The sequence below is a fragment of the Wolbachia endosymbiont (group A) of Limnophora tigrina genome, from assembly GCF_964263225.1.
GTDB lineage: Bacteria > Pseudomonadota > Alphaproteobacteria > Rickettsiales > Anaplasmataceae > Wolbachia.
The window spans coordinates 1,061,677-1,074,769 of record NZ_OZ181654.1; the positions used below are offsets into that span (position 1 = coordinate 1,061,677).

Annotated in this window: 6 protein-coding genes, 1 tRNA gene and 2 pseudogenes; 2 read left to right on the top strand and 7 right to left on the bottom strand. The window is 32.8% G+C overall.

Features of this window, described 5'->3' with window-relative positions; genetic code table 11:
* Positions 1-7: 7 nt before the first annotated feature.
* A complete protein-coding gene (locus ACE38P_RS04930) occupies positions 8-6,517 on the top strand; it encodes a tetratricopeptide repeat protein (protein WP_374699616.1) in 6,510 nt (2,169 codons plus the stop codon).
* Between the two features lie 140 nt (positions 6,518-6,657).
* A pseudogene (locus ACE38P_RS04935) lies at positions 6,658-7,871 on the top strand (IS256 family transposase).
* 35 nt (positions 7,872-7,906) lie between these two features.
* Here the strand turns inward: ACE38P_RS04935 and ACE38P_RS04940 are convergent.
* The 7 genes and pseudogenes from ACE38P_RS04940 to ACE38P_RS04970 all read right to left on the bottom strand — a co-directional run.
* Positions 7,907-8,506: pseudogene (locus tag ACE38P_RS04940) on the bottom strand (IS630 transposase-related protein); the annotation flags it as partial.
* 85 nt (positions 8,507-8,591) lie between these two features.
* Positions 8,592-9,143 (bottom strand): 5-formyltetrahydrofolate cyclo-ligase, encoded by a 552-nt coding sequence (locus ACE38P_RS04945; protein ID WP_010403418.1) that lies wholly within the window; start codon positions 9,141-9,143, stop codon positions 8,592-8,594.
* The gene (locus tag ACE38P_RS04950) at positions 9,127-9,756 is read right to left on the bottom strand and encodes a hypothetical protein (RefSeq protein WP_064085839.1); all 630 of its coding nucleotides are present in this window, start codon (positions 9,754-9,756) and stop codon (positions 9,127-9,129) included. The genes ACE38P_RS04945 and ACE38P_RS04950 overlap by 17 nt, the downstream gene beginning before the upstream one ends.
* Positions 9,757-9,789: 33 nt before the next feature.
* On the bottom strand, positions 9,790-10,917 hold the full coding sequence (locus ACE38P_RS04955; RefSeq protein WP_374699617.1) for a SurA N-terminal domain-containing protein: 1,128 nt from the start codon (positions 10,915-10,917) through the stop codon (positions 9,790-9,792).
* Between the two features lie 118 nt (positions 10,918-11,035).
* Positions 11,036-11,126 (bottom strand) — tRNA-Ser (locus tag ACE38P_RS04960).
* Between the two features lie 98 nt (positions 11,127-11,224).
* On the bottom strand, positions 11,225-11,731 hold the full coding sequence (gene ppa / locus ACE38P_RS04965; RefSeq protein WP_064085837.1) for an inorganic diphosphatase: 507 nt from the start codon (positions 11,729-11,731) through the stop codon (positions 11,225-11,227).
* Positions 11,732-11,811: 80 nt separating this feature from the next.
* Positions 11,812-13,092 (bottom strand): hypothetical protein, encoded by a 1,281-nt coding sequence (locus ACE38P_RS04970; protein WP_353281460.1) that lies wholly within the window; start codon positions 13,090-13,092, stop codon positions 11,812-11,814.
* Position 13,093: the final 1 nt, after the last annotated feature.

A 13,093-nucleotide genomic window follows, 5' to 3' on the forward strand; every position in this document is an offset into this window, starting at 1 on the left:
AGTGGAGTTGGTATTAGATGAGGGAAAATGGAAAGATGAATTATTGGATGAGCTTAATAAGCAAGATCCGAAGTTAGTCGAAGAGAGGTTACTAAGCAAATTCAAAGGAGAAATGGAACAGGAAGCTGAAAAAAACTTCAATGAATTAGAGGATTATATAGGTAAGAATTTTAATGAGTTATCAGGTTACATAGAAAGTAATCAAAATGAGATTAAGGGAGTCTTTGATGAATTAATGAGTCAATATCAGGAAGCCAGTAGGCAACGTCACAAGATAGCAGATTCTATTGTAGAAGGAAGGAAAGAAAGTGAAAAAAGTTTCGAGAAAATAGATAAAAAGCTTGATAAGATATATGATGCAGTTGTAGCAAGAGAGCAAGTAAGAGAGCCTATTTGGTTTAATGTGAAAAAGCCAGTAATTTTGTTTGCTGGAAGAAGGGAAGAGTTAATTGACCTACATAATAAGATACAACGTAGTTCAGAAAAAGTAACAGTAATATCACAAATAACCTCAATTAGCGGTTTAGGAGGAATAGGAAAAACTGAGTTAGCTAGACAATATGTTCAAGAATATAGTAAAGATTGTTATGACAACGTTATATGGATCAATGCTGAAAGTGAGATAGCTCTTGTTGAATCATTTACTCGATTAGCGAAGAATAAACTAAGAATTGATATAAAAGATGAGAATGGAAAAGAAAAGGATATAAAAGCTCTCATAGAAGAGGTTTATGAATTTTTCAGTAATAGTAAAAGCTTGTTTATTTTTGATGATGCCGAGAAAAGTAATTATTTGAATAAGTTTTTACCAATTCATGATTCATTACCGGGTGGTAATGGACCTTATATTTTAATTACTTCTCGTAATCGAGAGTGGGAAAGGGGGATAGAAGTTATTAATCTAAACGAATTAAAGTCAGAAGAAGCGATAGAATTTGTAAAAAAGGGCTTTAGTATAGAAGATGAATCTCAAAATGAAAAGATAAAAGCTTTGGTAGAGAAATTACAACACTTTCCTTTAGCTATACAGCAAGCAATATCATATATTGAAGATCAAAGAGTTACTAGAAAATTTGATATAGATGATTACCTAAAGGAATATGAGAAAAAAGCGAAAGATTTGCTTGATTCTGTATTATTCAGGGGAATTGATAATAACTATGCAAAAACAACTTTCACAACTTGGAAGATTACAACCGATAAGATAGCAAGCAATGAAAAGTATGGAAATTTAGCTTTAAGGATTCTTGATGTTATCTCTTATCTTGCACCTGACAATATTAGTAGAGAATTCTTTTTAGATTTGACAGGAAATAATGAAGAGGAATTAAGGTCAGCTGTTCGTTTACTTATAAAATATTCTATGGTGAGTGGCGAGCAAAAGCAAAGTGTGTTGAGTACCCATAAATTAGTTCAAGAAGTGACAAGAATAGCGTTGGTAGAGAAAGGTAAGAATAAGGAAGTTATGAAAGAGACTTTCGAGCTACTCAGAGCAAGTTTTCCTTATAATGGTGATAAATTAGAAGACTATTTAAAGAAACGAGAATTATTACCGCACTTAGAGGCATTTTTATCGAATATAGATAATTGGTTAAAAAAGAACCCTCAAGATAAAGAAAAAATAGAAGAGGATTACCTTGAGGATTTATTGATATTGATGGATGATGGGTATTTTAACTTGAATAATCCTAAAAGAGAAAAGGAGTTGCTAGAAAGGGTGCTACCTATTTTAGAGAAGCATTATGGAGAAGAGCATTTAAAAGTAGCTCGAACATTAGTAAATCTAAGTATCAATTATGTAGCTTTAGGTGATCATCAAAAAGCGAAAAGGTTGATAGAGAGGGGTTTAAAAATTGAAAGGAAACATCACGGAGAAAACCATTTTGGAGTAGCTAAAGTATTAGTAAACTTGAGTGTCACTTATCAAGCTTTAGGTGATTATGAAGAAGCAAAAGAGTTACTAGAAAAGGCTTTACCTATTTTAGAGAATAATTATGGAGAAGAGCATTTTGAAGTAGCTATGGCTCTAGTAAATCTTAGTACCGCTTATGGAGCTTTAGGTGATTATCAAAAAGCAAAAGATTTGCTAGAAAAGGCTTTACCTATTTTAGAGAATCATTATAGAGAAGATTACTTTCAAGTAGCTAAAATATTAATAAGTATGAGTGTCACTTATTACGTTGTAGGTGATAATCAAAGAGCAAAAGAGTTACTAGAAAGGGCTTTGCCTATTTTAGAGAATCATTATGGAGAAGAGCATTTTCACGTAGCTATGGCTCTAGCAAATCTTGTTGTTTCTTACGGAATTTTGGGTGATGCTCAAAAAATAAAAGATTTGCTGGAAAATGTGTTACCTATTTTAGAGAAACATTATGGGGAAGATCATGTTGAAGTAGCTATAGCTCTAGCAAATCTTAGTAATGCTTACGAAACTTTAGGTGATTATCAAAAAGCAAAAGAGTTACTAGAAAAGGCTTTACCTATTTTAGAGAATAATTATGGAGAAGAGCATTTTTACGTAGCTATTGTTCTAGCAAACCTTGGTAACTCTTATGAAACTTTAGGTAATTATGAAAGAGCAAAAGATTTACTAGAAAGGGCTTTGCCTATATTTAAAAAGCATTACGGAGAAGATAACTTTGAAGTAGCTAAAACATTAGTAAACCTGAGCATCCCTTATGGAGCTTTAGGTGATTATCAAAAAGTAAAAGAGTTGCTAGAAAGGGCTTTGCCTATATTTAAAAAGTATTATAGAGAAAATCATGTTGAAGTAGCTATGGTCTTAGAAAATTTAAGTGGTGCTGAGAAAGCTTTAGGTAATCATGAAAGAGCAAAAGAGTTACTAGAAAGGGCGTCTGCAATATATCAAAAAGGTAAAGTTGAAGAATGTTTACCAAGTACAAGTTCAGGAAGAAGAAAAAGAGAAGTAAAGATCGGGGAATGTGAGCTTTCTTGGGAAGATGTAGATAAATTTAACACAGAAAAAGATGAGAAAAGAGATTTTAGTAAAATTAAAATAGACAGTGAAAAGTTCGTTAATTATATTAAAGATCTACCAGAGGAAAAGCATTCTCAGCTAATTGAGCTAGCAGATAAAGTTCAAATTACAGGTAGGTTTCGTGATTTGATTAATAAGCTTACCAGTAATCAGAAGGTCATGAATCATTTAAATAGAGTAAAGAAAATCTCTAGCATAACTATGCATGGAATGATGGCTAAAAATATTTTAGCTGACTTTTTAAACAGAGATTATCAGGGTGTAGCAATTAATGTTGGTTTTATAGCAGGTGGTCAAGGGTTTGCTAAAGTTGCTGAAGTTGCATCTCGTAAAGGATTAAATTTGCTCTCAGAAGAAAAGGTATTACTTGGTAGGTCTTTAAGAGTTGCATCACCTTTTCTTGCTCGAGGTACTTCTGCCTTTATTATTTATGATTTAGTAAATCAGGTAAAAGCATTTAAAAATGGTACAGAAGGAGCATTGGTTGGCGTAGTAGGAGATAGCATTTACCTGGGAGTTGACGCTGCAGAGATTGGGATTGAAGTTGCTGAAGGTTTTGAAGTATTAGAAGGAGTTTCATCTATTACTGGACCTATTGGAGCAGGAGTTGGCACTGCAGTATTTATTTACACTGATATTTATATGGCAGTAAAGAGAGTTGATAAAATTGATGAAATTATTCACTTAACTAGAGGAGAAAAATTTATTGAAGGATTGCGTGCATTTATAGGTATGCGACCTGAACAATATGTAGAAAAGTTAATGGAAGAAAAACAACTTTATAACCAATTAGTTAAGCAAGGATTTGAGTATTTAAGGAAGAATCGTGCTATTCAAAGCTATGTATTCCCTACTGATCGATCAGTTGTGGGTTCTTGTCGTAAAGTGCTGCACACAACATCACTTGGGATTAGACATTATTATACTGAAGAGTGCACAACTAAATTTGAGATAGATTTAGACAGTACAGTACTGCTTGACAGAAAAAGAAATGATATAAAATGGAGTAAAGAAAGACCGGATGATCCAAGTGGTGGAAAATTATTTTGTTTACCAAAAGGAGATTATCATCCTGCTCCAAGTTATGGCTCATATTTATGTAAAAATGCAATTGGTTTATCTAATAACAAAACAGAAGGGTATACTCTAATTAATTTAGGAGAAGGTGAAGATTATGCAAAAGGATTTAAGGATAGCCCAAACATATTTATAGTGAATGATGGATCTAAGAGATACTATGGAGGAAATAAGAATGATATCTTTGTTTTGCAGGGAGATCTGATAGAAGGGTCTTTGTACGGAGAGGATGGAATTGATACCTTAGATCTGACTGAATTTGCTCAAGAAGCTGTAAGTGTGAATGTGTATTTAAATACAAATATTGGCACTATTATGTACAATAGATATGGTTATTCTGGATTTCAAATTAATTCAGTAGAAAGAGTGCTTGGTAGAAAAGCTAAGGCAGATCATATATTTAGTGCATGTGAAACTAAATTCTTGGATGGTAATGGTGGTAAGGAAGATCAACTTGATTATTTGGAAATAAAAGATAATAACTGTGTCTATGATATACAAGTAATAGTTAGAAATTACACTGAAGTAAATAATCTAGCACTCAAAGGTAACTTTAACTATATTGTACCATTTCAAAAAGGTAGTGCATCTGTTAAATTACTTGCTAATTTCGAAAATAACCATAGGTTTATATTCGACTACTTGCTTGCTGATATTCAGAGTATTGATATTAAAGATCACAATAGTATAAAGTTCAATTTTTTTCCAAAAGTTGTAGATGGCAGCTTTAGTATAGCTATCTCATATAACATAATGAACAATATAATCTATCAATTAAAAGACAGTGCTGAAATAAAAGTAGGTAAGGAAAGAAACTTGTATGCAATACAGAATACTAATAAAACTATTGATGAAATTATAGAAAGTTACCCAGCTATAGCGAATAAACTCAATATGACTATCGCTGTGCAATCAGGTGGTGAATCTATACTTGTTGGCCGTGGGAAATTTGAGGCACTTCACAATCACCCAATCCATAACAGTCACTTAATTGGAAATGGTGGTGAGAATATATACGTAATTACTATAGCTTCAGGTGAGAAAAGATATGAACATAGTATTTCTTCTATACCAGAAGTAAACATCTATAATTTTGATGAAGGAAGTTCCATAGATACATTAGATTTACGTAACGTGGTAAAAATAATACAAGATGATTTGAAAATACATATTAATCTGCCAAGAATTTTTCAAGATGGAAATGATTTGCTAGTTAAGTTAGAAACAGAAATGGGACAAAGTTTTTTATTAGAAGTGCTAACAGTAAGATTAAAAGACGGTTTGGATTGGTATGAAAATCTTCATATTATCTCAGATAGTGCGCCTATGAAAATAAGTTCTGAATTAGAATTAAAACCACTACCTTTGATCTTTGACAAAGATAAAGAAATTATTGTGGTAACCGATCAAGATGTGGAGAAAGATGCTGAGCTTATCACGCCTAGAAAAGGAGGAAACAATACGTTTGTTCGTAGTAATGGTCATGATCTAATAATAACTAATGCTTTTGATTCGACTATTACTAAAGATGATTTTTGCAGTATTACACTTAGTAAATTCTATAAAACACCTAAAATGAAAACGTTATCAATAAAATTTACTGATAAAGAGATAGTATTAAAAGATCATGAGAAGGAAATAAGTGCTGCAAGATACTTGGATATTGTAAAAAGAGAGTATAAGGATCAAGTGTACGATGATGTGTTTACAGAAGTCATGTTATCTGATCAACCTCATAGACATAGGCAGCACATTAGAAACCGTAGAAGTGAGTACACAATGAGTAGTGGTACAAGACGACCATCTTCATGGATAAATGATTTATTTGGTTGGGTAAAAAGCTCTATAGGTGGGTTATTAGATTCCAAATCAAGTACTACAACTAAAAGTCCAATCTCACAAGTAGATGCAAAAATGGATGTAAATACGATAATGTTACTTGATGTGCTTGTAAGAAAGTTTACGGGTAAACAATATATACCTGCAGTAGATCAATCTATACCTTTATTAGAAGCAAGAGGTTATGCACTAAATATTACACATAGATTTGAGAAAGTGTTAAATAAAACTGCTATTAAGTCAGGAATATCAGTGACAAATCTAAACTTTGATCCCATGGCAGTGCAATCAGCTATAATTGAAAAAATAATAAATGGAAAAATAACAAATAGAAGATTTTCTGAAATAGCAGAAACCCTATATTCATTTGGAAAAGAAGCATGTCCAGAATTTAAACAAACTGATAAGTTTCTAGATCATTTAAAGAGTAACTTAGAAGAAGTTTTAGCTAAGGAAGAAATTATGATACTACAGCAGAAAGTAGAAAAGCCTTCTAAAGTTTTAGGTCAGAAAGTTTCAAGGAAAGTAGAGTTATCTAAAAAGCCTGATACATTCTTAAATGGAACATCAGTAGTTAAAGGAATAAGCAGAGGGATAAATTGAGGGAACTATGAGGTCTTTTCTGCCTGTAACTGTTTGATATCATCGAAAGAAAGACCGGGAGTGTTAAATAAAGTGTGTCAAACCGAAAAGTAAAATATTACAATTAATATAAAACGGAGGTTTTACACATGAGTGAAAAAATGGCAAATAAATATGTTGGATTAGTAGACTATCAAGAACTAGAGTCAAATATTCTGTCATCTATACGAGAAGGTAGGCCACTTACCGGAAGAGATGGAGCGCTAACACCATTGATAAAGAAGCTGCTAGAGGCAAGTTTAGAAGGTGAAATGGAAAGCCATTTATCAAATAATAGGAACGAAGAAAATAATCGCAGAAACGGCAAAAATTCAAAAACTTTACGAACAAGTTCCGGATCATTCGAGCTGCTAACACCAAGAGACAGAGAAGGAAGCTTTGAGCCACAAATAGTCAAAAAAAGGCAAACAAGCCTACATTCTGAACTTGAAACAAAGATTTTGAGCATGTTTGCCAGCGGTATGGGATATAGAGACATAATGTCACACGTCGAAGAAATTTATGACAACAAGATATCGGTTGCTGAAATATCCAGTATTACTGATAAATTATTGCCAGTGATTAACGAATGGCGCAGTCGTCCTTTACAGGCAGTTTATCCGATAGTTTTTATGGATGGAATGTTCTTTAAAGTAAAAGAGGACGGACGCTGTGTAAGCAAGTGCATGTATAATATATTAGCAGAATGGCAGAAAAGAGGTGTTAGGCTTCTATTTAGCTGAAAGTGAAGGAGCGAACTTCTGGTTAGGTGTACTAAACGACCTCAAGGAAAGAGGTGTAGAAGATATCCTAATAGCCTGTGTTAAAAAGCTTTCCTACAGCTATAAACAGCGTCTTTCCTAATACAGAAGTACAACTATGTATAGTGCATCAGATACGTAATTCATTGAAGTATGTGGCTAGCAAAGATACAAAGAGCTTTTTAAGTGATTTGAGGAAGGTATATCAAGCACCAAGCAAGGAAATTGCTGAGAATTATCTACTAGAACTGGATGAAAAATGGGGTGCAAAGTACCCTATGGTTATAAAATCGTGGCAGAATAATTGGGAAAATTTGTCTAGTTATTTCAAGTATTCTGATCCAATGAGGAGAGTAATTTACACCACTAATCCGATAGAGGGACTACACAGGCAAATTAGAAAATTCACCAAGACCAAAGGCTCATTTACCAGCACAAATGCCTTGTATAAACAGGTATATTGTGCTATAAAAAAGGTGGAAGAAAAGTGGACGATGCCTGTACGTGATTGGGCATTAACTATGTCACAGCTTGATATTTTCTTTCCTGGTAGATTGAAAATTGAGTTGAGTTGAAAATGTGGTTTGACACACTTTATTTAACACTCCCTCGGTGTCAGAAACTGCTCAAACCATTTATTAAAGATATCCATATTGCAGTGGCCTTCAAAGGTTAACGGAGCAATTATTTTTCTTCCACTTAAGGCTGCAACCATGCTAATTCGTTGAGTTTTCTTCCCAGATTTTAGGGCATAAAACCGCTGTCCTTTCTGGCAATACCCATAGGTTCAGTGTCCAGACTCATCTATATACACTAATTCTTTAGGTTCTTTTGTTGCTATAACCTTTGAAAATTGAGCTCGCTTTTCTTCATTTCTTTCTTTATATCCGTAGGTCTTTTTTTCTTGTGAATCCTATATTTTTAAGTGCTCGATGAATTGTTTGTCTACTAATATTGCCCCAGCATCTCTGACTGAGTTTTGCCACCTTGCTCATTTGCAAATTCGGCAAATGCATTCCAGTCGGTAATTTTATGCCACGCTTCCAGGCTTTTTTGACTGAAAATCTCCCGTTTTCTCACGTCTTTTCTTCCACTCATATAAAGTTGTTTTTCCGATCTTAAATCTCTTGGCAACAGTTTCTCCACTCTCTCCTTCATCCAATGCTTCCATTACCTTTTTTCTTAAGTCATAACTATTTGCTACTGGCATCCTTACCTTCCACTACTATCAATCCATCTTACTCTTTTTGGACTATTATGAGAAGGGCTATACTATCAGAAAGAGGGAGACTATGCTACTCCTTTCTATCCACTTTTTTGAGCAATCCACTTCTACATCTAACACACATCTCAGTGATTATAATATCCAATTTTTGATCATGTTTTTCTACAGGTAAATTTTTACAATATTGCTTCTCATAGGCTACACCTATAAATATTTTTCCAAGTGGCCGTAATTTTTTTATCATTTCATCATACCAACCACCGCCAAAACCTAACCTATTAAAATGATCATCAAAAGCAACAATAGGGGTAATGATTGTGTCGGGAATTATATCTTCATCTGCTTTATTCCATTCCTCAAATTTTAATAACTTATTTTTATTAGGAATTGCTACTTTATATCCTAAATCGAGTAAATGATGCATCAAAGGCACAACATTAATTTCTCCGTCTGTTGGAATGTACGCTGCTATTGTTTTACCTTTAACGCAACTTAAGTTTTTGTTAAAGAGATTAATAAGAGAATTTGCTGCATAACTAGAATAACTTTCATCAACATCTTTTCTTATGGTTCTATATTGCTTCCTTAGTTCCTCTTTGTGCTGTTTAGTGTCTTTGAACATGTTCTATCCATTTTGCAGTGAGCTTTTCTTGTAAACTATTTTGCTTCAAGCGCTCACTTAAAAAATCAAAGTCAACAAGCTCCATATCCTGGTCTTGATTACTGCAACTATAAACAAAACTTATTTCTCCTGTTTCCTTATTTATGTGTTGCTGAATACATTGAGCGCAGATTTCTTTCATCATGCACTGCATAGGAGAGTTAACTGATGATATTGCTATGTGTTTTGGTTTCAGATATGGCTTTAAAATTGTTTTTCTAGCTTCATTTACAGCTTTCATCATTTTATCAGAACCAATAGTGATGATTTTATCTATAGTGTTTAAACTAATAGTAATTTTACCTAACTTTCCTTGCTGATATGAGCTTATTGCATTAACTATATTACCATGAAAGGATTTATCCTGATCTCTACTTGTTTCTATCAATCCTTCTTCACATGCCCAAATTACTGCACTTGATGCACGTTCTATCAGTGCTCGTTTAAATACATCACTTAATTTTTTATAGCCAGCGAAATATAAAACCTTATGATTGTTTTCAAGACATGCCTTCCCTATCGAAAATAACACTGCATTTCCAACCCCACCGCCAATGAGCATTATATTATTCATAAACTTTTTATGGAGTAGAAAACCTCTCTAACTTCAATTAAACTGATAACTAACAGCTGCATTTTTTCGCATATTATCCAATAACAGGTTGCTTTGTATCATAATCTTTTGTTGATACATTTCCTGTTTGATTGCTTCTATATCCATTGCATTATTTTTGATATCACATAACATCATCAACTTTGCAGTGCTATTTTCTCTTAATTCTACTATTTCATTCATATTTGTTTTACTAAATAAAATCTGTAAATCAGGATTTAAATTTCGCATTTTTATTTCAAACTCTTTTACGCTTGGCAACTTGAAATCATCTGCTAACTTGTCAAAATTTAAACAACTGACCTTTTGCTCCTTAAAATTAGAGAGTAAACTTTCTGAACCTTCAACTACAACCTGTTTCAGTTTTAAAGTACTTTTCAGCATTGTATGATTAAGCTGTACTTTATCTATGACTTTTATAACAGAGTAACCTTCGCTTAAACTAACCGGACCTGCTACATCACTGATTTCTAATCCTTCCAAAACGTCCTTGAGTTTACCTTTTAGCTGACTTAAATTAACGGTTGCTTTGCTCATCTTTATTGAAGATTCTGGATTATTACTGCTACGTAATTGTTTTATTAAATCTTCAGCCATCTTCTGATCAGGAATTACAAACTCCTGAAATGTAATAAGGTAGTCAGGTTTCTCTTTTTGTTTTCTTACATCGTCCACTTCTTTATCGCTGATATTGACAAGTGGCACAATTCCTACTTCAATAATCTTGTTCCACAGTAGCTGACACTTTACTTGTTTTTTTAGGGTATTGAGATCTATATTATGCTTTTTTACGTATTGATCAACTTCATCAGCCTCAAGTTTTAAACTTTGAGTTAAGAATAACGTGACAGCATTATTTAACTCCTCGTTACTCAATTCTATATTCATCTTCTGTGCTTCGCTGACAATGATAATTTCGTCTATTAACTGTCTTAGAATTTGAGATTTTACCTCTTTTTGATTAATCTTCTGAGTGCCAAGCAATGAATTTATGAAGTTTATACGTCTTTCGATATCTAAATTTGAAATTGGCTCACCATTTACATCTGCAACAATTTCAATCTCAGTTGCAAGTAACCTAAGCGGCAGCATTATTAATATCAAAATTAGTATTTTATGCATATAAAATTATTTAGCTAATAACTAATTCTATAATAAATACTGAATAAACGCTAGCTAACTTTTTAATAATTAAAAAAGAGGATGAAATTACTGTAATGAATACCTAAACAATAATATACGGAAGGAGAGGGATTCGAACCCTCGATACGACTTTTCAATCGTATAACGGTTTAGCAAACCGCCGCCTTCAGCCGCTCGGCCACCCTTCCAAATTATTACTATAATATCAAGACCTTTACTGCCTGTCTAATGCTTTTAACCGCAACATAAAAAACAACAATATTTTTCTGAGCAGCTCTAATGCAAACTAATTTCTACTTTTTTCAATGATTTTTTTTGCTTTTTCCACATCAGCCCATTCTCCAACTGTTACCGTTTTTCCCTTTTCTAAATCTTTATAATGAGAAAAGAAATGAGCAATTTTATCTAGTAGATTTTTAGGTAAGTCAGAATAGTTCTTTATATTGTCATAATAGCTATCAACACTGGAGATAGGTACAGCTAATATTTTTTCATCCTCTCCTTTTTCATCTTTGGTAAGTAATGCACCTACTGGACGCACCGATATCAAAACTCCAGGCGCTAAAGGAAATTGAGTTAGCACCAAAACATCCGCAGGGTCACCATCACCTGCGCAGGTATTTGGTACAAATCCATAATTGCAAGGATAAGTCATTGAGGTAGACAAAAATCTGTCAACTTGTAATAATCCGAGCTCTTTATTAAATTCATACTTTACGGGTTCAGCATTTGCGCCTATTTCAATTACTACATTTATTTCATCTGGTTTTGTTGTTATTTTGCTTAAATCCATGGATTACCTCGTTATTCAAGAGAAGATATTATATAGCATACACTTTAAAAGTGCTACATTTATCATTCATAAGTAGAGGTTTATGGTTGCATAGGACCATTTGTAAAACCATTAATAGTTGCACTGTTGAACGTTGAATGTGGCGGTTCTTGAGGTGATTTCAGTAGTTGAAATAAAGCATATACTACTACAATAGTCAGTACTGCAGCAATTATTAGATTAGTTTGTGGGCTCATTGAGTTAAACAAATTTTGCTCCATAAAGAAATAATCGGTAGCATATAATCCAACAGACAATACAAACATACCTAAAGCTAATTTACAAAATGTGTTTTTATGATTTTTGTTTTTTTTGTTACTGATAGTAGAGTTTAGTCTGCATTCACTTTGTGGCACTGAGTAATACGTATTCTCAGGGTTTGTTACTAATTGTTCAAATGCATCACTATTTTGGTTTTTTAGTAGTTGCTCTAGAGTACGTTTGATATTTTTAGGATATAGAGAATCTTGACTGTCTTGCTCTCTTGCAGCTGTAAATGTCCCGTTCAATTCACTTATACCTCTATAATTAAGTGTATACTTGGTGAATCCATTTCTATACGGTAACTCAATTTTTCTTAATACGTTTATTAACTGTAAGATGTAACTGTAATACAGTGGTGTGTTGATTACTCTAGCTTTCTCATTAATATATTGATTGAGTGATAAAATATCTCCATTTCCAGTACATGTAGAAAATATACCATAACTAGAAAATAGTAATGCTATGTCTTTATCTATTTTTATACTGTGAATCGAGTAATAATGATTTATTACCTCTTTACATAAGCTAAACTCTTTATCAAATTCATTTGCATAGCTTATTTTGAGTAACTTTTTAACATTATTGAGTACTTGTTTCTCAAAGTCATCATTATTGTTAAATAGAGCTTCACCTTTCGGATTTGCTAGAATATTAAAAAGCTTTAGTTTTTTTTGATCTTCTGTCAATTCTACTTGATCTACAATTTCCCTTAGCAGTTTCTTCGAAGTGTCACAAAGAGTAGGTATTTTTTTACTTTCAACTGCAGCATATATTTTATCAATTACTTCTTGAGTATTGAACTGAGCATTTTCTGCAAGAACTCTATAAGCTTGAACATAAATTAAAAACAATCCTTGTAGACTAAATTTTAAGTTAAAATATTTATCTAATGGCTCTTGTTCTTTTTTATTAATGAATTCGGATAGACCTATATGATTTCTGCAATCCATGCAATGATGTAAGTCAGCATGTTGAAAACTGCCCAAACGAATAAATGCGGCCTCTAGTAAATTGCCCTTACCAACAATTTTTATTAACTCTTCAACTTCTTTAACCATC

What these genes read in the sequence shown, in the direction of transcription:
- ppa (WP_064085837.1), bottom strand. Translation starts at nt 11,731, where the DNA reads ATGGATTTAAGCAAAATAACAACAAAACCAGATGAAATAAATGTAGTA.
- ACE38P_RS04945 (WP_010403418.1), bottom strand. Translation starts at nt 9,143, where the DNA reads ATGTTCAAAGACACTAAACAGCACAAAGAGGAACTAAGGAAGCAATAT.
- ACE38P_RS04955 (WP_374699617.1), bottom strand. Translation starts at nt 10,917, where the DNA reads ATGCATAAAATACTAATTTTGATATTAATAATGCTGCCGCTTAGGTTA.
- ACE38P_RS04970 (WP_353281460.1), bottom strand. Translation starts at nt 13,092, where the DNA reads ATGGTTAAAGAAGTTGAAGAGTTAATAAAAATTGTTGGTAAGGGCAAT.
- ACE38P_RS04950 (WP_064085839.1), bottom strand. Translation starts at nt 9,756, where the DNA reads ATGAATAATATAATGCTCATTGGCGGTGGGGTTGGAAATGCAGTGTTA.